Raw genomic sequence first — 25,016 nt, forward strand, 5'->3', positions numbered from 1 at the left:
TTTTATCTTTTCTTGTAAGTTTACTCATAAAAAAACTGCACCTCCAATCTTGTGTCCAAGATTTTGGGTGCAGTACAAAAAAGCACCCCTTTTTTGATTTTGGAGCTTAGAAGAGCAAATTTAAGCAAATTATATTAAAACAAAAAAATTGAAAAGTAAAAACTGTATAATTAAATGACGAAAAAGTATAAAAAAATAGATAGATATGCTATCATATGTATGCTAAACGGCACGTACAGTGGTGTGATGGGGGCTATATTTTAGTCCCTACTCGATTTTAAAACTAGTATAATATACTTGGAGGAAATATGAAAAAAATTATTACAAAATTAAGCGATATATTTATCCCTATAATCCCCATATTTCTAATATGTGGGTTATTAGGTGGTGTAGCTAAGATATTATTACACTTTCCAAAATTAGTTTTTTTACATGATATGTTTTTTGTTGTATCACAAGCACCATTGATGCTATTACCAGTCCTACTAGGCTATTCTGCAGCAAAAGCGTATGGTGGTAATGTGTATTTAGGTGCAAGTTTGGGACTAATATTAGTAAGTGAAAGTTGCTATACGACTTATCATGTAAATTATACTGCAACAGTATTACCGATAATAGTTTTATGCTACATTCAAGTTAAGATAGAAAAATTTTTAAAAAAATATATATTAGGAAATGTTGGCGAAATGGTTATTCCCCTTATAGCTATAGTTATAACAAGTGGGTTGACTTTTTTCCTTTTAGGACCTATGTTATATAACTTAGGGGAGATGTTAACCAAATTCATCTGCTATATCTATACAAAATTTGGATATATAGGTAGTGGGATACTAGGGTTAATATATGCACCTCTAGTTGTAACAGGCCTACATCATGCTTTTTTACCTATAGAAACACAATTAATAGCTGAAATTTCAAAGACAGGTGGTACTTTTATCACACCTATTGCAATAATGTCTAATGTTTCTCAAGCAGGTGCAGTTTTAGCTGTTATGTTAACAGAAAAAGATAAAAAAGAAAAAAATGTACAAAAAGTTGCAATGTTTTCAGCCCTAATGGGTATAACTGAACCTGCAATGTTTGGTGTAACTTTAAAGAAAAGAAAAGCTTTCTATGCATCTTTAATAGGAAGTATGATAGCATCTATATACATTTCATACAATCACATATTAGCATTTACATTAGGTATATCTAGTGTACTAGGGTTCATAGCTATCCCTGTAGCAAAGTGGTTAGAATTTTTTATAGGCCTAATATTAGCGTTTTTTATTCCCTTTATAATCACAATTTTTTTGAATAAAAATAAACAATAGCTACCTTTATGTGTAGCTTATTTTTATTGCATTTATGACGCTTTTATGTTACTATTTACTTATGGAAAATTTAGAAAATGATGTGTTAAAAAAATTAGAAAAAGAGAGAGAAAGAGTTGGAAAAGCTTTTTATGAAAAAAATCAATTCTTAGGGATATATAAAGAAAGGGTTATAGTTGCACTAACTAAGGAGGAAGTAGAAGAAAAGTTAGCTTACCCTGAGGTCTCTAAGGCTTTGGAGAAGAAAATAGCAACTAAAATGATTTTATCAAGAAAAGTAGATATGAAATTCTTAAAAAAATACATAGATTTAGCTAAAACTTATGGGGTAAGTTGTAAAATAGTAGATGGATTATCTTATCAAAGCGACATATGTCTTGTTGTGTGTGCTGATGATGCAGTAGATAGAAAAAAAGATCCCGTTGTTAAATCTAGATTAGAAATTATTAAAGAAAGAGGTATGCCTATTGTATATTATGAGGCTTTAGGTAAAAAGATAAGTCATAGATATATGAAAATAGTAAAAAAGCTTTTACCAGAGTTAAAAGATCAATACATGGAGCTAAGTTTTTTTGATAAACTTTGTGGAGAAAAATGCCCATTAGAAGAAAAATTAGGAGGAAAGATATATGGTTGATGGATTCGTAATAACAGGAGGAAAACCTTTAAATGGAGTTATAGAAGTAAGTGGAGCAAAAAATGCAGCATTGCCGATAATTATAGCAACACTAATTGAAAAAGGTAAGTATACAATAAAGAATGTACCTAATCTATCAGACATACGTGTTCTATTTAAACTTTTAGAATCATTGGGATTAAAAGTTACAAAAATTGGTGATCATGAATATGAAATTTTAAATAACGGAATAACAAATAATAAGGCAGAATATGAAATAGTAAAAAAGATGAGAGCATCTTTTTTAGTAATGGGACCTATGGTTGCAAATCTTGATGAAGCAATAATCTCATTACCTGGTGGTTGTTCTATAGGTTCAAGACCTGTGGACTTACACTTATTTGGATTCGAAAAATTAGGTGCTAAGATTATACAAGAACATGGTTATGTGTATGTAGATTCTAGCAATTTAAAAGGTGATGATATAGTTTTAAGTTTCCCATCAGTAGGTGCAACACAAAATATTTTAATAGCTGCAACTAAGATAAAAGGTACAACTAGAATAATCAATGCAGCAAAAGAACCAGAAATAGTTGACTTAGGTAAGTTCTTAATTAAAATGGGAGCTAAAATTAAAGGTCTTGGAACAGATGAAATAGAAATAGAGGGTGTAGAAAAATTACATGCTGTGGAATATAGTATAATGCCAGATAGAATAGAAACAGCAACTTATGTAATAGCATCTCTTGTTACAGAAGGACAGATGTATATAAAGAACGGAAACTTAGAAGATTTAGGAATATTTAAGTCACAATTAGAATCTATGGGGGTTAAATTTGTTAAAGATGGCAATATATTAAAAGTAATAGGTAAGGTAAAAGATTTGAAACCTGCAAATATTATCACTATGCCACATCCAGGTTTTCCAACAGATGCACAAGCACAAACAATGCTTTTACTAGCCTTAATTAAAGGAAAGAGTGAAATAGAAGAAACTGTATTTGAAAATAGGTTTATGCACGTTGCAGAATTCAATAGAATGGGTGCAAATATTAAGATACATCACAATACTGCAATAATTGAGGGTGTAGACCATCTAGGTGGTGCAGATGTTATGGCATCTGATTTAAGAGCAGGAGCAGCTTTAGTTATAGCAGGGCTAGTTGCAAGAGGACAAACTAGGTTAAATAGAATTTATCATGTAGATAGAGGATATGAAAAATTAGAAGAAAAGCTAATAAAATTAGGTGCAGATATTAAGAGGGAGAAATTTGAAATATGAAGAAAATAATAGGTATGAATCCAATAATAGAAGCACTTGATAGTGGTAAAAGCTTTGAAAAGATAGAAATATATACAGGTATAAAAAAAGAGAGTATAAAAAAACTATTAAAAATAGCAAGTACTAATAATATTAAGATAAACTATACCAATAAAAGATTTGATAATTCACAAGGTATAGTAGGATACTTATTAGAATACGACTATTATACAACTTTAGAAGCTTTTTTAGAAAAAGAATTAATACATGATGAGTCATTAATAGTTATACTAGATCAAATACAAGACCCAGGTAATTTTGGTGCCATAATTCGTTCGTGTGAGTGCTTTGGAGTTAGGGGTATAATAATACAAGATAGAAATAATGTTAAGGTAACTGAAACTGTTATCAAATCATCTGCTGGTGCAATAGAACATATGGATATAGTACAAGTTGTAAACATTTCTGATACAATAGATAAGTTAAAAAAATATGGATATTTTGTTTATGCTGCAGCAGGTGAAGGCGATAAACAATACGATAAGATAGAATATGCTAAAAAGAAAGTCTTAGTTGTAGGTAATGAAGGTAATGGTATACGAAAAAAAGTAAGAGAACATAGTGATATGATAGTTAAGATACCTTTATTAGGAAAAATTAATTCATTAAATGTAAGTGTTGCAACGGGTATATTTTTAGCTAAAATGCAAGAGGAGCAAAATGAAGTTAAGTAGTAAAGAAAGAAATTATTTAAGAAAATTAGCCCATGATATAGAGCCAGTGGTAAGAATAGGTAAACAAGGGTTAAATGAAACTGTTTTAGATAGTATTAATAAGGCGATAACAAAGCAGGAATTAATTAAAATTAAAATATTATCTAATTCAGATGAGATAATTACACGTGATTTACAAAAAGAAATAGAAGAGTATGCAAAATGTGTTGCAGTATATGATATAGGGCATACTATGATATTCTTTAAGGAAAATAAAAAAGGTAAGATTACAAGCGATTTCTTAGAATTTAGAAAGAGAAATAGAAATGGATAAAAATAGAAATAATATATTATTAATCGTAATTCTGTCTGTAGTAATAGCACAGGGATTAAAAATATTTATGCCTATGTTAAAGGGTAAATCACCAGATTTTTCAAAAATATTTGAAACAGGTGGTATGCCCAGTTCACACTCTGCTAGTGTTAGCTCACTATGTACAGCAATGGCATTGGTGTATGGAGTTGCAAGCCCCCTATTTTCAATAACCTTTGTATTAGCAACTGTAGTAATGTATGATGCAACAGGTATTAGAAGAGAAGCAGGTAAGCACGCAAAGGCACTTAATAAGATAATATCTAGTGACAAGGATATATTCAAAAGTGAAGAATTTAAATCATTTAAAGAATTTTTAGGACATACTCCTTTTGAAGTGTTTATGGGTTGCTTATTGGGTATAATAATAACAGTAATATTAAAAGGATATTTAGTATGAAAAAGAGACTAGATTTAATACTTTGTGAAAAAGGATATTTTAGTACAAGAGAAAAAGCAAAAAGGGAAATTATGGCAGAAAATGTCATAATCAACGAACATGCTGTAACTAAAGCTGGTACTATGTTTAAGGAAGAAGATATTAAAAGTATTAGAATAAAAGAAAAATTAGCCTATGTTAGTCGTGGAGGACTTAAGTTAGAGGGGGCTATAAAACGCTTTGATATAGACTTTAATGATAAGATAGTATTAGATATTGGAGCATCAACTGGAGGCTTTACAGATTGTAGCTTACAACACGGTGCAAGCTTTGTGTATAGTATAGACGTTGGTACAAATCAATTGGACTATACCCTAAGACAGAATGAAAAAGTATTAAGTATAGAAAATATGCATATTAATAAGGTTACAAAAGATATGCTAGTAAAAGGGTTAGCAGATATAGTAGTAGCAGATGTTTCCTTCATTTCTCTAACAAAAATAGTTGATTATGTATATTTACTTAGTAAGAGCGATGCACAAGCTGTACTTTTAATTAAACCACAGTTTGAGGTAGGAAGAGAATATATAGGTAAAAATGGAATAGTTAGGGATAAAGATGCTCATGATATGGCAATAAAAAAAGTTGTAAATTGTTTTTTAGATAAAGGTTTTAATATATTGGGCGTTGAAACTTCCCCTATAAAAGGAACAAAAGGAAATGTTGAATATTTACTTTATGTTAGAAAGGAACAAAATGAAAAGTAAGATAAGATATTTTTTATGCTTTTTAGCTGGAATATTGATGACAGTAAGTGTTTCAAAATATTGCAATGCTAAAACAACTACGATGCCTTTAAGTGCGACATCTTCAAATAAGGCAAGTTTTAAGGATATTACACAATTACAAAAAATAATTGAAACTATTAATACTGTTAATGAAATATGGGTTGGTGATAAGAAATTAACACTTGATGGACAATATCAAGCAGCTTTAAGAGGAATATTGTCAGATCTTGATGACCCATATTCAGAATATTTATCTAAAGAAGAATTTAAAGACTTGAATGAAGGTTTAAATGGTACATATTCAGGTGTAGGTATGTCAATTAGAAAACAAAAAGGTGAATCAATGGAAGTAATATCACCCTTTATAGGCTCACCAGCATTTAAAGCAGGTATACAAATAGGGGATAGAATAACTAAAGTTGATAATCAAGATATACGTGATAAAACAGCAACAGAAACTTCTAAGATGTTAAAAGGTAAAAAAGGAACTAGTGTTACTGTTGAAGTAGTAAGAAAGGGACTTAAAAAACCTCTAGTTATTACTCTAGTAAGAGATAATATTAAATTAGATAATGTTGAATACAAGATGTTAGATAAGAATATTGGATATATTAGTTTACTTCAATTTGGTGAAGGTATAGCAAAAGAAATAGATGATGCAATAAAGGATCTTCAATCTAAGGGTATGAAAGAATTAATCTTTGATTTAAGAACTAATCCAGGGGGATCACTTAAGGAAGCTGTAGACTTAGCCTCTCTATTTGTTAAGGAAGACAATATTGTTAGCTTAAAATACAAAAATGGTAATGAAACAGTATTTAAGAGAACAAATAAGCAAATATATACAGGGCCTATGGTAGTGTTGGTTAATAAAGGAAGTGCATCAGCATCAGAAATATTAACAGGTACACTTAAGGACTATAACAGAGCGAAAATAATAGGTGAAAAGACTTATGGTAAGGGTGTTGCACAAAATATATTACCATTTAGATCAGGAGATGCATTAAAAATTACTATTGCTAAATGGTACACACCTAAGGGTAAAAATATTAATAAACAAGGAATAGAACCAGATATTACAGTAAAGATGGAAACTCTATTATCAAGTAAGGGATATAGCTCAGAAACAGAACAAGCAAAGAAAAATAGAATGAAAGAAATAGAAAAACTATTAGTTGAAATACATGGTAAAAAAGAAGCAGACAAGATGATTAAAGAAGGAGATACTCAGTTAAAAAGAGCTATTGAATATTTAAAGGAAGGTAAGTAATGTTATACGTTGTAGGTACTCCTATTGGGAATTTAGAAGATATTAGCTTTAGAGCAGTTAGAACATTAAAAGAGGTTGAATATATCTTCGCAGAAGATACGAGAGTAACAAGAAAACTATTAGATCATTATGAAATAAAGAATACTATATACCAATATCATGAACATAACAAAATGCATCAAATTCCAAATATTATCAACCTATTAAAAGAAGATAAGGATATTGCGATAGTTACAGATGCTGGTATGCCTTGTATATCAGATCCAGGATATGAGCTGGTAAATGAGGCATTGAAAGAGGGTATAAAGGTGGTTACTGTACCTGGACCTTCTTCAATTTTAAGTGCAGCTAGTATATCTGGGTATAGTATGAGAAGAATAGCGTATGAGGGATTTTTACCTAAAAAGAAGGGTAGACAAACTCTATTCTTAAGCCTACAAGAGGAAAAACGCCCTATTATCATTCTTGAATCACCAAATAGACTACTTAAAACTTTAAAAGATATATATAGCTACTTAGGGAATAGACATATAGTTATTGCAAGGGAATTAACTAAAGTCTACGAACAAGTTATTAGAGGAGAGGTATTAGATTTAATAGATAAGGTAGAGAAAAAACCTCTAAAAGGCGAAATGGTGTTGATAATAAAAGGACTTTGTGATAAGGATGAATAGTGATAAAACAAGCATAAACTGGTATCCAGGGCATATGAAAAAAACTATGGATATGTTTAGCGAAGAAATAAAGCAAGTTGATGTGGTATTAGAAATATTAGATGCAAGAATACCATTATCAAGTAGAAATCCTGAAATATCGAAAATAGTGGGGAATAAGACAAGAATAGTCTTACTAAACAAGGTTGATTTAGTGGATAAAAATAAATTAGATATATGGAAAAAATATTTTTTAAAAACTAATACAGCCGACTACATTATTCCCATAAGTGCAGAAAAAGGAATGAATATTAAAGATATTAAGAGTAAGATAAAGGAATTATACAATAAAAAGCTTGAAAAAGTAGCTAAAAAAGGTTTAAGAAAAACACAAATCCGTTCTATTATAGCAGGCATACCAAATGTAGGTAAGTCTAGACTAATAAATAGGCTGTCAAGTAAAAGTAAAGCTGGAGTAGGTAATATGCCAGGTTTTACTAGAGGTAAACAATGGATAAATGTAGATGATAATTTCTTCATACTAGATACACCAGGTGTATTATGGCCTAAATTTGATAGTCATAGTGTAGCAGTAAACTTAGCCATAACAGGATCAATAAAAGATGATGTGCTACCTATAGAAGAAGTATGTATAGAATTACTTAAGAAGATGAAGGAATATGAAATATTAGGTAATGTATATAGTGTATATGGAATAGAAGAAGGTGATGATGATTATCATGTCTTACTAAAAAAAATAGAGAACAGATTGTTAATTAACACAAAGGAATTTGATTATGAACAAGTTTCAAAAAGAATTTTAAAAGATTATAGACAAGGAAAATTAGGAAAATTCTTCCTTGAGTTACCAAGAAAGGAAATAGATGAAATTTAATGAATTAGGACTTAGCGAATCTACGCTAAAAGCGATTATGGAGAAAGGATTTACTGAGCCAACAGAAATACAAAAGTTAGTTATACCCGAACTTTTAAAAGAGAGTACTAACTTAATAGGTCAAGCACAAACAGGTACGGGTAAAACAGCAGCGTTTTCACTGCCTATACTAGAACTTTTAGAACCTACAAAAGATGTAAAGGCTTTAATTTTAACACCAACTAGAGAATTAGCTGTACAGGTATCAGAAGAAATATATTCACTAAAGGGTGATAAGGATATCCGTATACTTGCAGTATATGGTGGAGCATCAATAGAAACACAATTAAGATCATTAAAAAAAGGTGTGGATATAGTTGTTGGGACACCTGGGCGTGTAATGGATATGATAAATAAGAAGGCATTGAAATTAAAACAATTAGAATATTTCATATTAGATGAAGCTGATGAAATGCTTAATATGGGATTTATAGACGACATAAAGGAAATTTTAAAAAGTACTAATGATGATAAGAAAATGTTGTTCTTCTCAGCTACTATGCCAGATGAAATATTAGCTATTGCAAAAGAGTTTATGCCTAGCTTTAAGAAGATAAAGGTTAAAAAGAAAGAGTTAACAACTAATTTAACAAAGCAAATATACTTTGAAGTAAGACCAGATGATAAGTTTGAAGCATTATGTAGAGTACTAGACTATAGGGCAGACTTTTATGGAATAGTATTTTGTAAGACTAAGCAAGATGTAGATGAAGTAACTAAAAAACTTAAGGCAAGAGGATATAGTGCTGAATGTATACATGGAGATATTACACAAGGTCTAAGAGAAAAGACACTAGATTTATTCAAACAAAAAATATTAAATGTATTGGTTGCAACAGATGTAGCAGCAAGAGGAATAGATGTATCAGATTTAACACATGTAATAAACTACTCTATACCACAAGAACCAGAAGCCTATGTTCATAGAATAGGAAGAACAGGAAGAGCTGGTAAAAAGGGAGTGGCTGTAACATTTGTAACACCTAAGGAAATTAATAAGTTACTACAAATTAAACGTCTAACAAAATCTGAAATAGTTAAAGAAAGTGTTCCTAATGTAGAACAAATATTAGAAGCTAAGAAAGAAAATCTATTAGCAAGTATAGATGAAATAGTGTTAGAAGATGACTATGGTCAATATATGGATTTAGCAAGAAAGATACTGTCAAATAGAAATCATGATGTAATTGTAGCATCACTATTAAGACATGTATATGATGATGAATTCTTAAAGGAAAACTATAACGAAATAAAAGATGTGAGCATAAAAGTAGACGATAAAACTCGTCTGTTCATAGCCCTAGGACAAAGAGATGGTATGAAACCATCAAAACTACTAGAACTATTACATAAAAAAGCAAAAGTTCCAGGTAGAAAGATAAGGGACATAAAGATTATGGATAAGTTTTCATTTATCACTGTTCCATTCAAGGAAGCAGAAGAAATAATGAAGGCAATGAATAGAAAAGATGCAAAAAAACCTATAGTAGAAATATCAAATGGGAAGTCAAAATCAAAAAAAGGTAGAAGGTAATATGAAATGAGTGAAGAAATTGAAATTTTGGTTAATACATTAATTAATTCCTTGAAAGACAAGGATATACAAAAAGCGGCATTAACACAAAATATCGATAATATTCCATACGAGAAAGCATATGAATTATCGAGAGTTTTAGCATTTATACCACTTTTAATTAATATAGCAGAAGATGCAATATCATCTAAGAAAATGATATGTGAGAAAAATCAGGGCAAGATAAAAAGAGAAAATCTAGAACATGCTTTTTTAAACAAGAAAAAAAGGGAAGCAATAGAAAGAATAGAAGTAACACCAGTGTTAACAGCACACCCAACACAAATACAAAGAAAAAGTATACTAGATTTAATGGCAAATATATATGATTTAATTAAGGCATATGATGCTGTTAAGAGTAATTTGATTGATAGAAATGAATGGGAGACAGCATTAAAAAGAGATATCAATATTTTACTACAAACAGATACTTTAAGAAGTACAAAATTAAGAGTAGATAATGAAATTAGTAATATTATGAGTTACTATAACACAACATTCTTGTCTGCAATACCTGATTTAATTTTAAAGTATAATAAATTAGCTAGAGAATATGGAATTAAAAAGACTGTAATTCCTGTAAGAATAGGTACATGGGTAGGTGGAGATAGAGACGGTAATCCTTATGTATCAGCACATACATTGAATAAGACAATAAAGATGGCAAGTGGTGTAATATTTAATGAATATATTTCTAAGTTGTCTAAGTTGTACCGTGAATTTTCTATGAGTTATGAACTTGTAAATTATTCTAAAGAAGTACAAGAATTAGTAGATAAGTCACATGATTTATCTATACATAGACAAAAAGAACCATATAGAAGAGCCATTAGCTATATTAAAGACAGAATAATTGCAACAGCATATATGCTAGAACTAGATACAACTACTATGCCTGATAATACAGATTTAGAAGGGTATAAGGATAGTAATGAGTTCTTGTGCGACTTACAAAAAATTGAAGATTCAATAAAGAAATACAGTGGTGAAATTTTAGTAAAAGGTACACTAGAAAGATTAATAACAGCAGTTAAAGTGTTTGGATTCTACTTATCTACAGTGGACTTAAGACAAGATTCAAGTATACACGAAAAATGTGTGGATGAATTATTGAAATCTGCTAATATACATAAAGATTATCTAAATTTAAATGAAGATGAAAAGTGTAAACTACTACTAAATATATTAGAAAATGATCCAAGACCTTTATCAAGTGATAATATACCTAAAAGCGATTTGTTAAAGCAAGAATTAGATATATATACAACAGCTAAAAAAATGCATGATATGTTTGGAAAAGATGTAATAAAGCATAATATAATATCACATACAACTAGTGTTTCAGATATGTTAGAAGCATTAATATTCTTAAAGGAAGCTAATTTGGATGTTAATATAGTTCCTTTATTTGAAACTATAGAAGACTTACAAAATTCTATTAAAGTAATGGAAAAATGGTTTAATATTCCTTTAGTTAAGGAACTATTAAAGAAAAACAACAATGAACAAGAAATAATGTTGGGATATTCAGATAGTAATAAGGATGGTGGATATCTAACATCTAGTTTTTCACTTTATCAAGCACAAAAGAATTTGATAGAATTAGGTGAAAAATATGGAGTAAGTATAAGTTACTTCCATGGTAGAGGAGGAACAGTAGGACGTGGTGGTGGACCTAGTTATGAAGCTATACTTGCTCAACCAAGTGGAAGTATAAAGGGTAAGATTAGATTAACTGAACAAGGTGAAATAATAGAAGCTAAATACGGAAACTATAACAATGGGATATATAACCTTGAAGCATTAGTAACTTCAAGTCTTGAAGTTAGCATGAGTAATACAAAAAAAGACTTTAAAGATTATGAAAATATATTAAAAGACTTGTCGGATATTAGTTATAGAAAATATAGAAGTTTGGTATTTGAAACAAAAGGCTTTATAGACTTCTTCTACACAATAACACCTATTGTAGAAATATCTAAGTTGAACTTAGGTTCAAGACCTTCTTCTAGAAAACAAGGTAGAAGCATAGAAAATCTTCGTGCTATACCATGGGTATTCTCTTGGTCACAAGCAAGAATAATGCTACCAGGTTGGTATGGACTAGGTACAGCTCTAAAAAGTGCTGATATGAGCAAATTAAAGGAAATGTATAAGACATTCCCATTCTTTAGAACACAAATATCTAATGTAGATATGCTTTTAGCTAAGACAGATATGGATATAGCTAGAGAATATATAGAATTAGCTGATGATAAGGAAAATGCAAGAAAGATCTTTAATGATATATTAGAGGAATATAACCTAACTAAGAAGTTAATACTTGAAGTATCAGAAAAGAAAGAACTATTAGAAGATAATTTAGAATTAAAAAAGAGCCTAGAAAATAGAATGCCATACTTTAACGCTTTAAATAACTTACAAATTAAGCTATTGAAAAAAGGAAGAGAAGGAATGGATGACGAAGACCTAATAAAGGCAATACATACATGTATAAATGGAATTGCAACAGGTCTAAGAAATTCAGGGTGAGAAAATGAGCAAGTGTATGAAAGTATGCTTGCTTTTTTGTTTAAGTAATTCCATAAATTACTGATGTAGTAAATTGTTCTTCTATCTTTTCCTAATTCTTTAGCAATTTTAGAGAAATTAACTTTTTAATATTTGAATTATCAGCAAAAATTTTTAATTTAGGCAAATCTTCTAATGTTAGCATTGTTATCCTTTCGATTTAAAATATGATATATTTGTATATTAATATATATAGATTATAAAGTTAAAAAAGTGTGTAGTGTAATACAATGCATATATGTTGCGATACAGAAATATATACTTAAAAAGTTAAATAAAGTATATAAATATATTGAAAAAAACATTGATTTTTTCGGGGGGGGTAGAATATTGTTTGAGGTGATATAAATGAAAAAAACAGTATTATTTATTATATTTTTAGGCTGTATGATATCAGAAGCAGAAACTAAAACTATAGAAAATAAGGAAGTAAATGATCCAACAAGTATAATTATTAGTCCATATAATAACTCAAAAATTACTAATAGTAAATTTTCAAATATTTTTGGAGCAAGTGATACCATTACTAATAGTGAATATTCAAATATATTTGGTATATTGAATAAAATTAATAATTCAAAACAAACAAGTGTAATTGGAGAATTAAATAACATAGAAAATAGTGAATACACAAAACTTTTAGGTAATAATAATATCATAAATAGCTCAAAGTATTCATATATATTTGGTACAAATATACAAGCAGAAAGTAGTGAACATGCAAATATACTAGGAAGAAATATTATTATTAAAGATTCAATTAATTCAAATATAATTGGTGAAAAGAATACAATTACAAATTCAAAACAAACAACTACAATTGGAGAATTAAATGAAGTAGTAAAAAGTGAAAATACAAAAGTTTTAGGTAATAAAAATAAAATAAATAACTCAAATTATTCATATATATTTGGTGCAAATATAAATGCAGAAAATAGTAATTTTGGTATAGCTATAGGAGCTAGTGCTAATTTAATTAATGCTATAAATTCTGTAGCTATAGGAGCTGGTAGTAAAGCAACATTTAGCGATTCAGTAGCTTTAGGTTCATTTAGTGAAACTAAGTTATCTGAGAAAAGTGCATATTTAACTGATCAAAAAAATAATCCACATTATGTTGTATCAGTTGGAGGAGGAAAAATAAAAAGAAGAATACAAGGATTAGCAGATGGTGCAGAAGATGATGAAGCAGTAACAGTTGCACAATTGAAAAAATTAAAAAGTGAAGTAAAAGGTTCTACAGAAAAATCAGACTTAGCTTTAGGTGGAGTAGCAAATGCTATAGCTATGGCTAATTTAGTACAAGTGAATTCATATTCAGACTATAGACATAATTTAAGTGCAGCATATGGATATTATTGTGGAACACAAGCTGTTGCATTAGGCTTTAGTGGAGTAACAAAGGATAGAAGATTAGTGTACAAACTAAGTGGCTCAGTTAATAATAAGGGAAATCTTGCCCTTGGAGTTGGAGCTGGAGTAATGCTAGGTAATAAGGAAGAAAGCTTAGAACATAAAGATATTAATGTAAAAGAACTATATGAAAGAATAATTAAATTAGAAAAAGAAAACAGTGCAATAAAGCAAAGAATGATTGAACAAGATACAATAATACAAAAATTAGAATCAATTATTAGAAAATAAATAATAAGTATTTTGGCAAGTATATTAAAGTGTACTTGTCTTTTTATATACAGTTAAAAAAATGTGAGATAATAAAAAGCAATATATAATAAAAAGTAACAATGTAGTCATTGATAAGTTAATAAAAGTATTTACTAATACTGAATAAGACCTTGAAAATAGAATGGGGGGGGGTACAATTATCTGAAATATTTTTAAGTTGAGGTATTAGTATGAAAAAAAGTGGTAAGAAAAAAATTAATTTAATTTTAATTATTTCAAGTATATTACTTGTATGTACAAGTGTAGGATATGCTGATGTAACAGAAGATGAAATTGAAGAAATAAAAAATAAAGTAAAAACAGAATTGAAATCAGAAATAAAGCAATATTTAGAAAATATAGAAATTGGTAAATTCAAAAGAACAAAAGATAGTGGAACTTATCCAGGTGTTAAAATAGAAATAAAAGAAGATGGTGAAAAAGGTGGGGGAGCTAAATTTTCTGTAGGATATCTTGATTTTGATGGTAAAAATCAAATAATTTCAAGTAGAGTTGTAGACAGTGAAAGATTTGTAAGAGGAGCATTTGTACGAACAATGTTAGACTTATATAATCATAAGTTTAGCTTAGGAGCTTTGCAATTTGATGGATTACATGGGAATATATATACTGCTAATGAAGATACTGCACAATACTTAGCAATGTTTAATAATAATGTGTATAAAGGAAAAAAGTGGAGAGAGTTAAGTTCTAACATTGCTTTAGGTTGGGGAAATAGTGCTGGAATGCAATTAAAACCAATTAAAAAGAAGATATTTGATGGTATGGATGATAATGAATTAATAATTGGATATGAACAAGAAAGAGGTAATCCAGGAATTAAGGAGAAAAATAAGCCTTATGCTAAAAATTATGATTTGTATCATAATTATTATAGTCTTAAAAAGGGATTTGGTGAACCAAATAATAATTATTCAACAGCTATAGGAGTTAGAAATGCTTCATATGGACAAGGAGCATTTGCAATAGGAATAGAAAGTGTTGCAGGTAATAAAGGAACATTTGCAGGTGGTGAAAATGCCATATCTTCAGGAATTAATTCAATTTCTTATGGTAATAATACACTTTCAGCAGGTAAGGAATCAATGTCATTTGGATATTATGTTAAAGCTTATGGTAATAGATCGTTTGCGAGTGGTTATGAATCAGAAGCATATGGAAATAATGCAATTGCAATGGGTAGCTGGAGTTATGCAAAGGCTAAAAATTCACTTGCACTTTCAGGAGGAACTGTAGAACCTAGTGCAACTGAGGGAGTAGCTATAGGTAAAGGTGCAGTAACAAAAATTGAAGAAGGATTTTCAATAGGTAGCGAAGCACTAGCAGATAGAGAAAAAGGTAAGTATGGATATAATGTTATAGAAAATAAAGAATATACAAATAAAGATTTAGGCTTAGATGAAAATGTAAAATATGCTGACTATATAGAAAAAATAAAAGATAAAAAATATGAAATAAAGAAAAATATTTATGGCATAAAAAAATTAGAAAAAGAAAATGAAAAAAATGAAATTAATATAAAGGGTCTTAATGAATTTAATGAAACTAATGTCTATGAAAAAACTGGAAAATATGAATTTAATATTTTACAACAAATTAAAGAAACAAAAGATTCTTTGGAAAAAAATTTAAAAAATAATAAAACAAAAATAGAACGTTTAAAAAATGAAAGAAAGACATTAGATAAAGCATTAGAAGAATTAGAAGATAAAATTAAAGGAGTAACACCGTATTTTAGTACAGTTAGTGCAATATCTATAGGTAATCCTGATAAAGGTATAACTCGTCAATTAACAGGTCTTTCAGCAGGTAGTGAAGATACAGATGCAGTTAATGTTGCTCAATTAAAAGCAATGAGAAGTTATGTAGATAAAAAAGTTACATTAAAAGCAGGAAAGAGTGCATATGATATATGGGCTACATCATCTAAAGCTGTTGAATATGTAGATAAGCATAATAAAAAATTGAAAGATTTAACTGAATTAGATTTTATTGATTCATTAAAAGGGGAACAAGGAATAAAAGGTGATGGTGAATCTGCATATCAAAGTTGGTTAAAGCAAGATGGTAATGCAGGCAAAAGTGAAGGAGACTTTGTTAAATGGTTAAAAGGCGATAAAGGGGATAAAGGGCAAGATGGAAAAAATGGAAAAGATGGACAAGATGGAAAGAGTGCCTTTGAAGTATGGAAAGAAAAGAAAAATAAGCCTAATGCTAAGGAAGAAGACTTTTTCAAGGATATAACAAAAGGTGCTGGTCTATTAGCCAAGGAAAAAGAAGAAATGAATAAAAAGATAGAAGATGCAAATAAGAAATCAGACTTAGCTTTAGGTGGAGTATCAAATGCAGTAGCTATGGCTAATCTACCACAAGTAATGGGAGATAAGAAGTTTAATTTAGCTGCATCATATGGATACTATGGTGGTTCTCATGCGGTAGCTGTTGGATTTAGTGGAACAAATGATAATCAAAACTTTATCTACAAATTAAGTGGATCAGTTAATAGTAAGGGTAATCTTGCTTTTGGTATTGGTGCTGGTGTTATGATGGGTAGTGTAAATAGTAAGGATAAGAAAATAGAAGAATTAACTAAACAAAATAATATATTTGCAGAAAATATTAGAAAACAAAATGAAAGAATACAAAAACTAGAAGATATTGTGAAAAGATTAATGAATAAATAGTTAATAAACATTAATAGAAAGAAGATGAGGTATTGCAAACTGTTGCGAGCTTCATCTTTTTTTATGTTAAAAAATGTTTATATAAAGTGTTTAAAAATCCTTGAAAATATGCGGGGGGGGGTAAAATACATAGCTGGAGGGGATTATATATGAATATAAATGACATTAAGTTTAGTTTTAAATTTAAACTTAAATTAATGATACTAACTATATTGCCATTCTTATTATATAGCAATATAGGATACGCAGATAATTCTAAAATATACATTAAAACACAAGATATTTTAACAGAAAAAGAATATAATAATCTTACAAATGAAGAAAAGAATAAGTACAAAGCTATTGATAATGGTTTACATTATTTTTCTATAAGACCAAGCATAACTGATGGGAATATTAATAATGATGGTGCTAAAATGGAGGCTTCTATGGCTATAGGTCCAGATGCACTCGCAAATAAAACAAATTCAATGGCAATAGGTTTAAATGCACAAGCTTTATATGATAATTCAATGGCAATAGGTATAGGAGCTAAAGTAGATATGCAATGTTCTCATAGTATTGGAATGGGAGCATATGCAGCAGGATATTCATCTAATGCAATAGGATATCAAGCAACAACTTTAGGATTTTTTTCAACAGCAGTTGGGACTCAAGCCAATGCTTTTGATACTATGTCAACAGCTTTAGGTACAGGCTCTTATGCTATTAATCAATACTCAACAGCCTTGGGAGGATCAGCATATGCTGGAGAAAATAGTACAACTGTTGGTGCTATGTCTAAAGCGTTTGGTAAAGGTTCTGTTACTTTAGGTGCAGCGTCATATGTAGGTGATAAACAGAAAGAGGAAGAGTATAATAAAAATAATGGGATTACAGGATATTATAATCAATTAATACAAAAGAATGAAATAAAAGAAAAGTATAAAAAAGAATTTGATGAAATAGCTAAAATTGATCAAAATAAAGAAAATAAAAAATGGTATATAGAAAGTATGAAATTAAGAGCAAAAATTTTGTCTGAAGATAATAATTCTATAGAATTTGGAACAGCTATTGGCCTTGCTTCTAAAGTATATAATAGTTACGATGTAGCATTAGGAGCATTTAGTGAAACAAAAGAGTCTAAAAACAAAGGATATTTAACAAATCAAGATACAAAAGATGTTTATGCAGTATCTGTTGGAGGAGAAAAAATAAAAAGAAGAATCCAAGGTCTAGCAGATGGTGCAGAAGATGATGAAGCAGTTACTGTTGCACAATTAAAAAAAGTTCAAAAAAGTATGCAAAATCAAGGTGTAATACAAGATAATTATTACAATAAATCAGAAATAAATAAAAAGATAGAGGAAGTAAATAAGAGATCTGATTTAGCATTAAGTGGAGTATCAAATGCAGTGGCTATGGCTAACTTACCACAAGTAATGGGAGATAAGAAGTTTAATTTAGCAGCATCATATGGATATTATGGTGGTTCTCATGCAGTAGCTGTTGGATTTAGTGGAACAAATGATAATCAAAACTTTATCTACAAACTAAGTGGATCAGTTAATAGTAAGGGTAATCTTGCCTTTGGTATTGGTGCTGGAGTAATGCTTGGTAGTGTAAATAGTAAGGATAAGAGAATTAGCGATCTTGAAACTAGATTAAAAGAACAAACTGAAAAGACTAATAGATTAGAAAAACAACTTGAAAAAGTCATGAAAAGATTAGGTCAAAATTAAAATGCCAGATGTGTCTGGCATTTTTTTAATCTATATTCTTTTCTTTTTTTAATGTTGGGAATAGGATTACATCTCTAATTGAGGCAGAATTTGTTAATAGCATTGTTAGTCTATCAATACCTATTCCAAGACCTCCAGCAGGTGGCATTCCATATTCTAGGGCTCTGATATAGTCTAGGTCCATATCGCAAGCTTCATCGTCACCTTCTTGTTTTTTCTTAACTTGGTCTTCAAATCTAGCTTTTTGTTCCATAGGGTCATTTAGTTCTGAATATGCATTACCATATTCTCTACCAGTTATGAATAATTCAAATCTATCTACCCAGTCTTCACTCTTATATGAATTTTTAGATAAAGGTGAAATTTCTTTTGGATAAGTTGTAACAAAAGTAGGATTAATTAATGTAGATTCTACCTTTTCTTCAAATAGTAAGTTTAAGATACCATATTTAGTGTATTTAACCTTAGGATCTAAAGGTATATCTATGCTTTTAGCAAAGTTAATAGCTTCTTCATCAGATGTAACCTTATGTATATCAAATCCTGTCTTTTCCTTTACTATATCAGCCATAGTGACTCTTCTCCATGGTTTAGCAAGATTTATCATCTTACCTTCATATTCTAATTCATACTTACCGTATAATGTGAAAGCAAGAGAAGATATTAAATCTTCAGCTATATCCATCATAGTATTAAAATCAGCAAAAGCTTGATAAAGTTCCATCATTGTAAATTCTGGATTATGTTTAATTGAAATACCTTCATTTCTAAATGAACGGTTAATTTCAAATACCTTTTCAAATCCACCAACTAATAGTCTTTTTAAGTATAGTTCAGGTGCTATTCTTAAGTACATTTCTTGATCTAGTGCATTGTGGAAAGTTACGAAAGGTTTAGCATTAGCCCCACTTGCAACTGGATGTAGCATAGGTGTTTCAACTTCGTAAAATCCTTTATTTTCCAAATATCTTCTGATGTAGCTAATAATCTTAAATCTTTTTTTCATTGTATCCATTACTTCATCATTCATGACAAGATCAACATATCTTTGTCTATATCTTAATTCAACATCAGTTAAACCATGAACCTTATCAGGTAATGGACGAATATTCTTAGATAAAACAGTGTATTTTATAGCTCTTAGTGTTAATTCACCAGTTTGAGTGTAGAATAGTCTACCTTCTATACCGATAAAATCACCAACACCAATATTTTTGAATATTTCATATTCTTGTTCGCCAACTTCACCTTTATTTACATATATTTGTATCTTACCTGATGGATCTTTTAAGTGAGCAAATCCATTTTTACCTATTCTTCTGTATGAAACTATACGTCCAGCGGTAATAAATATACGTTCGCTATCATCTTTGTTGTTCCAAATATCTTTTATCATATCTTTTTTATCAAAAAATCTACCATAAGGTTCTATATCCATATCACGTAGTTGTTGAACTTTTTTAAGTTTTTCACCCATGATATAGCTAGTTGTTTGTTCAGCCATTTTAATTTTCTCCTTTAAAATATATATTAATATTAATTTCAGATAAGAACTCATCATTTATTGAATATTCTTTAGCATTAATATTAATATGGTTATTAGTATTTCTTAAGAATATGGTTTTAATTTTAGTATTCATAACCATATTATCAAGTTTTAAAAAGGCGGTAGTATAGTTATCAAGGTCAAATACCTTAGTATAGCTAAGCTTATCGTCTTTTTTTATTGTAATCTTATTTTCTTCTAAAATTAAATAGAGTTTTTCATTTTCACAATAAAGAGTTTCTTTATTTAACCTAATAAATTCAAGATTTAATGAATCAATATTCTCAGTATTGCTATCATAGTAATTAAATACACTACAGATATCTATATTAATCATTTTCTTCTATTCTTCTTCTTCATCTTCAAGTAAATCATTTATGAAGCTATCATCATCTATATCACTATCATAAATATCTTTATCATCATTGTCGTCATAATCAAATACAGGATAATTACTTTTTTCATTGTCATCAACAAAATCATCAAATTCATTATCGTCATCATCATTATGACCTTCTATATATTTTGATTCATATTCATAATCATCATCTAAATCACCAAAATCAGGATCTTCATCTAATGATTGTCTTTGAAAACATTCAAAAACATATTCTTCTTCATCATCATCTAGTAAGTAAAGTTCTTCTTCATCCTCGTCAACTTTAAACGCCCTTTTTTGACCATAGTCATTTTCACCAATAATATATTCGTTATCCTTTATTTTAACATTTCCAATACATGTAAAATATTCTAATTCTCCGTCAATAGTGTAAGTAAACTCATCATCGTATGAGTACATATTCAACCTCCATTATTTATGATATTTTATATTATTTATTATACAGATAGATCTGTATATTTGTTCTAATAGTATTAATCTAAATAGTTGATGGGGGAAGGTAAACTTAGAAAAACAAAGTGAATAATCACATTTTTCTCGTACCATATTATTTATTCCTTTAGATCCTCCTATTAAAAAGGATATTTCACTGTAATTAATAGTAAGTTTAGATATTTTATTAGATAATTCTACAGAATCAAGTTCTTTTCCTTTTAAATCAAGAAGTATAGTATAGCCTTTAGTTTTTTCAAGATAAGCTAATATTCTATTAGATTCTATATCAACAGAAGTGGCATTGTCAGCCTCTTCAGCCAATTCTACAATTTTTAAGCTAACATACTTAGAAAGACGTTTAGAAAATTCCTTTATTCCTTCGTTAATATACTGTTCTTTTACTTTTCCAACTGTGATTATATTAATTTTTAGCATATAATATCCTACCTTATTATACATATTTTAAAAAAAATTACAAGTAAAAACTAAATTTTTCTTTTAGATAATTTGTCTAATTGATTTTTCGTTACTGTAGAGATTACGGGTCTACCATGAGGACAGTTAAACTTATTTATTTCATGCAGCTTATTAACTAATTCAGTCATTTGATTATAGCTTAATTTTTGACCAGCCATAATAGAAGTTCTACAAGCCATAGAGATTATTACTTTTTCTCTAATATCTGTAACAGTCTTATTCTCCATTAGGCATTCTATTATGCCTTTAATAATTCTTTCATTTGAGTTTCTAAGTTCAAAATCTGGAACAGCACGTATAATTATTTCAGTTTCACTTATTTCATCAAGTTCAAATTTAAAATCTTCAAATATTTTAATATTGGCAAGTAATACATTTTTTTCTGTAAGAGATAGTTCTATTACCTCAGGTATTAGTAGCTGTTTTTTTGCCATTTGTTGATTGTAGTATTTGTCTTTAAGTGCTTCATAAGTTATTCTTTCGTGCATGGCATGTTGATCGTAAAAGTCAAGGCTGTCCTTGTTTTTTACTATAATATACGTATCAAATACTTGGGCTAATATATCATAGTTATTTTTTTCTACGACATCATCATGAGTATCATATGTGAATAATTCTTGTTGTGTTGTACTAACATTTTCATTTATTGAAACTTCTTTTTGTTCATGTATGACAGGAGTATAGGTTTTTCTGTCATCTTCATAGAAAAATTCTTCTATACTAGTTCTAATTTGCTTGTATACAATCTTATCGTCTGAAAATTTAATAATCTTTTTTGAGGGATGTACATTTACATCAATTTGTGTAGGGTCTATGTCATATAGAATGAGTGCAAAAGGGTATTTATGTTTCATTAATTTGGTGTAGTATCCATCGATTACTGCCCGTTCAATTACGTTAGATTTACAGTATCTATTGTTTATGTAGGTGTAGATATAGTTTTTAGTGCCACGGTAAATTTCTTGATTACCAAGATAGCCATACTTAAACTTTTTTAAATTCTTAAATATATTTTTACCTAGTAGTTCTATTATGGTATTATCCATGTTAGTTCCTGAAGTTGAAAATATTACTTTAGAATCTATTATTAATTTAGTTTTAATTAGTGGATTAGACAGAGCCAATTTAACTAATATATCTTTTATTACACTTATTTCAGTTTTTTCTTTTCTTAAAAATTTTTTTCTAGCTGGTGTATTGTAGAATAAATCACGTATTTCAATAATACAACCAGTCTTCATTGCAACACTTGTATCGTTTATTATATTCCCACCATATACCGTTATTTTCGTACCTAGTTTATCAGTATCTGTTTTACTTGATATACATAATTTTGAAACACTAGAAATAGAGGCAAGTGCTTCACCCCTAAAACCAAATGTTTTAAGATTAAATATATCCTCTTTTTTTTGCAATTTAGATGTTGCATGACGTTGTATACATAGGTATACGTCTTCTTTTTTCATACCTATACCATCATCAACAATTTTAAAATAGCTTAAATCACTTTTCATACTGATTTCTATACTAGAACTTTTAGCATCGACACTATTTTCATAGAGTTCTTTTAGCATAGATGCAGGATTTTCAACAACTTCACCTGCGGCAATAATATTAGAAACATTTTCATCAAGAATTTTAATAATACCCATAAATCACCTCATAATAAAAACTAGAGTTAGTACCAAATTTTTGGATGCCTTTTACGAAAAGACAAGTGGCAGGTATTTAGAAAACGTGTACAGAATCCGTTTAAGCTCTAAGTCATTCGTGATTAACCTGAGGCACGTAATCCAGGGACACCCCCAGTAAATTTGAGTAAAGCCCAAAAATTTGTTAGTACTCTAAACTCTAGTTTTATAATTTATTATATCAGTTAAACATAATATTGTCTATAATTTTTTTAACTGTAAGTCCTTTTCTAATTGCTTTTCGTCAACATCACTAGGAGCATCAGTTAATAGATCTTGTCCTTTATTTGTCTTAGGGAATGGTATAACTTCTTTAATAGAATTTTGATTTAACATAACCATCAACCAACGATCAATACCGAATGCTAGTCCCCCATGAGGTGGAACTCCGTATTTTAGTGCTTCAAGTAGGAAACCAAATTTATCTACTTGTTGTTCTTTATCAATTAGTAATCTATCGAATACTAATGATTGAAGATTAGAATCATGTATTCTAATACCTCCACCACCAATTTCATATCCATTAAGTACTATGTCATAAGTGTCAGACTTAATATATTTTAAGTCATTCTTTTCTAATAGAGGAATGTCTTCCTTTTTCAACATAGTAAATGGATGGTGACATGCCTTATATCTTTGTTCTTCTTCGCTATATTCAAACATAGGGAAGTCAACGACCCATAAGAAGTTAAATTTATCTTTATCAATTAAGTTAAGTTCATCAGCAATCTTAAGACGTAGAGCACCAAGACTAGATAGAACTACTTCTTTTGTATCTGAGATTATTAGAGCTGTTTCATTATTTTCTAAATGAAGTACAGATTCTAACTTATCAATTGTTTCTTTTTCAAAGAATTTTAATATTGGTGAACTTAATTCATTATTTTCTTTTTTAATAAAGGCTAGACCCTTTGCGTGATAATATGTTTTAACAAAGTCTTCATAGTCTTTAACATTTTTTCTAGATAGTAGCTTATTAACTACAATAGCCTTTATATATTCAGCATTATCAAAGATACTAAATCCTTTATTTTGAACACAGTCTTTAATATCTATTAACTTCATTTCAAATCTTGTATCTGGTTTGTCTGATCCATAAAATTCCATAGCATCATTGTATTCTATACGAGGGAAAGTATAGTCAATAGTCTTACCAGTTACATCGTGAAATACTTTTTTAGCTAATTTTTCAGCCATATTTATTATATCTTCTTGTTCAACAAATGACATTTCTATATCTAATTGTGTAAATTCAGGTTGTCTATCAGCTCTTAAGTCTTCATCTCTAAAACATTTTGCTAGTTGATAGTATTTGTCAAGACCAGCAATCATAAGAGTTTGTTTGAATAATTGAGGTGATTGAGGAAGAGCATAAAAACTTCCTTTTTGAATTCTACTAGGGACTATAAAGTCACGAGCACCTTCTGGTGTAGCTTTAGCTAGTACTGGTGTGTCAATATCTAGAAAGCCATTTTGATTTAGAAATTCTCTCATTGAGAATAGCATAGTATTTCTTTTAATAATGTTATTTAACATTCTAGGTTTTCTTAAATCAAGATATCTATATTTTAGTCTTAAACTTTCATTTGCAACTTCTTCATCATTAATTTCAAATGGTAAGGCCTTAGACTTACTTAAAACTTCTATACTATTAGCTAATACTTCAATATCTCCAGTATCTAATTTAGGATTTTTAGAAGATCTTTCTTGTACTAAACCAGTTACTTTTAAGACATATTCATTTTTAATATCTTTAACTAAGTCGGTAAGGTCATCTTTAACTAAAATTTGTGTAATTCCATATCTATCACGTAAATCAATAAATGCAAACGATCCAAGATTACGTATAGTAGATACCCAACCTGAAAGAGTAACAGTTTTACCACAATCAGCTATTCTTAATTCATTTAGCTTATTTGTTCTATACAT

The 25,016-nt window shown here is 29.1% G+C and carries 21 protein-coding genes; 15 read left to right on the forward strand and 6 right to left on the reverse strand.

Annotated features, from left to right (window positions below; genetic code table 11):
* The first annotated feature begins 308 nt into the window (after positions 1-308).
* From IMK15_RS02245 to IMK15_RS02315, 15 genes are all read left to right on the forward strand, one after another.
* Positions 309-1,313 (forward strand): PTS transporter subunit EIIC, encoded by a 1,005-nt coding sequence (locus IMK15_RS02245; RefSeq protein ID WP_192941732.1) that lies wholly within the window; start codon positions 309-311, stop codon positions 1,311-1,313.
* 34 nt (positions 1,314-1,347) lie between these two features.
* Positions 1,348-1,950, forward strand: a complete 603-nt coding sequence (locus IMK15_RS02250; protein ID WP_084710368.1) for a DUF1694 domain-containing protein — start codon at positions 1,348-1,350, stop codon at positions 1,948-1,950.
* Positions 1,943-3,211, forward strand: coding sequence for a UDP-N-acetylglucosamine 1-carboxyvinyltransferase (murA, locus tag IMK15_RS02255; RefSeq protein WP_046328961.1), 1,269 nt, complete (start codon positions 1,943-1,945; stop codon positions 3,209-3,211). Before IMK15_RS02250 ends, murA begins: the two co-directional genes overlap by 8 nt.
* Complete coding sequence (gene rlmB / locus IMK15_RS02260) at positions 3,208-3,924, forward strand: 23S rRNA (guanosine(2251)-2'-O)-methyltransferase RlmB (RefSeq protein WP_046328960.1); 717 nt, start codon at positions 3,208-3,210, stop codon at positions 3,922-3,924. Before murA ends, rlmB begins: the two co-directional genes overlap by 4 nt.
* The gene (locus tag IMK15_RS02265; protein WP_046328959.1) at positions 3,911-4,237 is read left to right on the forward strand and encodes a YhbY family RNA-binding protein; all 327 of its coding nucleotides are present in this window, start codon (positions 3,911-3,913) and stop codon (positions 4,235-4,237) included. The genes rlmB and IMK15_RS02265 overlap by 14 nt, the downstream gene beginning before the upstream one ends.
* A complete protein-coding gene (locus tag IMK15_RS02270) occupies positions 4,230-4,676 on the forward strand; it encodes a divergent PAP2 family protein (RefSeq protein WP_192941733.1) in 447 nt (148 codons plus the stop codon). Before IMK15_RS02265 ends, IMK15_RS02270 begins: the two co-directional genes overlap by 8 nt.
* Positions 4,673-5,422: a TlyA family RNA methyltransferase gene (locus IMK15_RS02275; RefSeq protein WP_192941734.1), complete on the forward strand. Its 750-nt coding sequence runs from the start codon at positions 4,673-4,675 to the stop codon at positions 5,420-5,422. Before IMK15_RS02270 ends, IMK15_RS02275 begins: the two co-directional genes overlap by 4 nt.
* A complete protein-coding gene (locus tag IMK15_RS02280) occupies positions 5,412-6,713 on the forward strand; it encodes a S41 family peptidase (protein ID WP_192941735.1) in 1,302 nt (433 codons plus the stop codon). The genes IMK15_RS02275 and IMK15_RS02280 overlap by 11 nt, the downstream gene beginning before the upstream one ends.
* Positions 6,713-7,387 carry a 16S rRNA (cytidine(1402)-2'-O)-methyltransferase gene (gene rsmI, locus IMK15_RS02285; RefSeq protein WP_192941736.1) on the forward strand — a complete coding sequence of 225 codons (675 nt, stop codon included), beginning with the start codon at positions 6,713-6,715 and terminating at the stop codon, positions 7,385-7,387. Before IMK15_RS02280 ends, rsmI begins: the two co-directional genes overlap by 1 nt.
* On the forward strand, positions 7,380-8,261 hold the full coding sequence (gene ylqF, locus IMK15_RS02290; RefSeq protein WP_192941737.1) for a ribosome biogenesis GTPase YlqF: 882 nt from the start codon (positions 7,380-7,382) through the stop codon (positions 8,259-8,261). Before rsmI ends, ylqF begins: the two co-directional genes overlap by 8 nt.
* The gene (locus tag IMK15_RS02295; RefSeq protein WP_046328954.1) at positions 8,251-9,834 is read left to right on the forward strand and encodes a DEAD/DEAH box helicase; all 1,584 of its coding nucleotides are present in this window, start codon (positions 8,251-8,253) and stop codon (positions 9,832-9,834) included. Before ylqF ends, IMK15_RS02295 begins: the two co-directional genes overlap by 11 nt.
* A gap of 6 nt (positions 9,835-9,840) precedes the next feature.
* Positions 9,841-12,405, forward strand: a complete 2,565-nt coding sequence (ppc, locus tag IMK15_RS02300) for a phosphoenolpyruvate carboxylase (protein WP_192941738.1) — start codon at positions 9,841-9,843, stop codon at positions 12,403-12,405.
* Positions 12,406-12,792: 387 nt separating this feature from the next.
* Positions 12,793-14,088 carry a YadA family autotransporter adhesin gene (locus IMK15_RS02305; RefSeq protein ID WP_192941739.1) on the forward strand — a complete coding sequence of 432 codons (1,296 nt, stop codon included), beginning with the start codon at positions 12,793-12,795 and terminating at the stop codon, positions 14,086-14,088.
* Positions 14,089-14,300: 212 nt separating this feature from the next.
* On the forward strand, positions 14,301-16,814 hold the full coding sequence (locus IMK15_RS06655; RefSeq protein ID WP_192941740.1) for a YadA-like family protein: 2,514 nt from the start codon (positions 14,301-14,303) through the stop codon (positions 16,812-16,814).
* A gap of 149 nt (positions 16,815-16,963) precedes the next feature.
* On the forward strand, positions 16,964-18,538 hold the full coding sequence (locus IMK15_RS02315; RefSeq protein ID WP_192941741.1) for a YadA family autotransporter adhesin: 1,575 nt from the start codon (positions 16,964-16,966) through the stop codon (positions 18,536-18,538).
* A 25-nt stretch (positions 18,539-18,563) separates the two neighbouring features.
* On the opposite strand, the gene lysS is transcribed toward IMK15_RS02315, so the two are convergent.
* The 6 genes from lysS to aspS all read right to left on the reverse strand — a co-directional run bounded on the left by lysS (position 18,564) and on the right by aspS (position 25,016).
* On the reverse strand, positions 18,564-20,042 hold the full coding sequence (gene lysS, locus IMK15_RS02320; RefSeq protein WP_046328946.1) for a lysine--tRNA ligase: 1,479 nt from the start codon (positions 20,040-20,042) through the stop codon (positions 18,564-18,566).
* 1 nt (position 20,043) lies between these two features.
* Positions 20,044-20,421, reverse strand: a complete 378-nt coding sequence (locus IMK15_RS02325) for a hypothetical protein (RefSeq protein WP_046328945.1) — start codon at positions 20,419-20,421, stop codon at positions 20,044-20,046.
* Positions 20,422-20,427: 6 nt separating this feature from the next.
* Complete coding sequence (locus IMK15_RS02330; RefSeq protein WP_046328944.1) at positions 20,428-20,883, reverse strand: hypothetical protein; 456 nt, start codon at positions 20,881-20,883, stop codon at positions 20,428-20,430.
* 12 nt (positions 20,884-20,895) lie between these two features.
* Positions 20,896-21,354 (reverse strand): 23S rRNA (pseudouridine(1915)-N(3))-methyltransferase RlmH, encoded by a 459-nt coding sequence (locus tag IMK15_RS02335; protein ID WP_192941742.1) that lies wholly within the window; start codon positions 21,352-21,354, stop codon positions 20,896-20,898.
* 50 nt (positions 21,355-21,404) lie between these two features.
* The gene (gene mutL, locus IMK15_RS02340) at positions 21,405-23,048 is read right to left on the reverse strand and encodes a DNA mismatch repair endonuclease MutL (protein ID WP_192941743.1); all 1,644 of its coding nucleotides are present in this window, start codon (positions 23,046-23,048) and stop codon (positions 21,405-21,407) included.
* Positions 23,049-23,288: 240 nt separating this feature from the next.
* Positions 23,289-25,016: an aspartate--tRNA ligase gene (gene aspS / locus IMK15_RS02345; RefSeq protein ID WP_192941744.1), complete on the reverse strand. Its 1,728-nt coding sequence runs from the start codon at positions 25,014-25,016 to the stop codon at positions 23,289-23,291.

This window comes from Sneathia sp. DSM 16631, from assembly GCF_014892235.1.
GTDB lineage: Bacteria > Fusobacteriota > Fusobacteriia > Fusobacteriales > Leptotrichiaceae > Sneathia > Sneathia vaginalis.

Coding starts and splice junctions, on each gene's coding strand:
- IMK15_RS02250 (WP_084710368.1), top strand. CDS start 1,348: ATGACGCTTTTATGTTACTATTTACTTATGGAAAATTTAGAAAATGAT.
- rsmI (WP_192941736.1), top strand. CDS start 6,713: ATGTTATACGTTGTAGGTACTCCTATTGGGAATTTAGAAGATATTAGC.
- IMK15_RS02315 (WP_192941741.1), top strand. CDS start 16,964: ATGAATATAAATGACATTAAGTTTAGTTTTAAATTTAAACTTAAATTA.
- IMK15_RS02305 (WP_192941739.1), top strand. CDS start 12,793: ATGAAAAAAACAGTATTATTTATTATATTTTTAGGCTGTATGATATCA.
- IMK15_RS02245 (WP_192941732.1), top strand. CDS start 309: ATGAAAAAAATTATTACAAAATTAAGCGATATATTTATCCCTATAATC.
- IMK15_RS02330 (WP_046328944.1), bottom strand. CDS start 20,883: ATGTACTCATACGATGATGAGTTTACTTACACTATTGACGGAGAATTA.
- IMK15_RS02270 (WP_192941733.1), top strand. CDS start 4,230: ATGGATAAAAATAGAAATAATATATTATTAATCGTAATTCTGTCTGTA.
- lysS (WP_046328946.1), bottom strand. CDS start 20,042: ATGGCTGAACAAACAACTAGCTATATCATGGGTGAAAAACTTAAAAAA.
- IMK15_RS02325 (WP_046328945.1), bottom strand. CDS start 20,421: ATGATTAATATAGATATCTGTAGTGTATTTAATTACTATGATAGCAAT.
- IMK15_RS06655 (WP_192941740.1), top strand. CDS start 14,301: ATGAAAAAAAGTGGTAAGAAAAAAATTAATTTAATTTTAATTATTTCA.
- IMK15_RS02295 (WP_046328954.1), top strand. CDS start 8,251: ATGAAATTTAATGAATTAGGACTTAGCGAATCTACGCTAAAAGCGATT.
- IMK15_RS02335 (WP_192941742.1), bottom strand. CDS start 21,354: ATGCTAAAAATTAATATAATCACAGTTGGAAAAGTAAAAGAACAGTAT.
- IMK15_RS02265 (WP_046328959.1), top strand. CDS start 3,911: ATGAAGTTAAGTAGTAAAGAAAGAAATTATTTAAGAAAATTAGCCCAT.
- IMK15_RS02280 (WP_192941735.1), top strand. CDS start 5,412: ATGAAAAGTAAGATAAGATATTTTTTATGCTTTTTAGCTGGAATATTG.
- murA (WP_046328961.1), top strand. CDS start 1,943: ATGGTTGATGGATTCGTAATAACAGGAGGAAAACCTTTAAATGGAGTT.
- aspS (WP_192941744.1), bottom strand. CDS start 25,016: ATGTATAGAACAAATAAGCTAAATGAATTAAGAATAGCTGATTGTGGT.
- rlmB (WP_046328960.1), top strand. CDS start 3,208: ATGAAGAAAATAATAGGTATGAATCCAATAATAGAAGCACTTGATAGT.
- IMK15_RS02275 (WP_192941734.1), top strand. CDS start 4,673: ATGAAAAAGAGACTAGATTTAATACTTTGTGAAAAAGGATATTTTAGT.
- mutL (WP_192941743.1), bottom strand. CDS start 23,048: ATGGGTATTATTAAAATTCTTGATGAAAATGTTTCTAATATTATTGCC.
- ppc (WP_192941738.1), top strand. CDS start 9,841: ATGAGTGAAGAAATTGAAATTTTGGTTAATACATTAATTAATTCCTTG.
- ylqF (WP_192941737.1), top strand. CDS start 7,380: ATGAATAGTGATAAAACAAGCATAAACTGGTATCCAGGGCATATGAAA.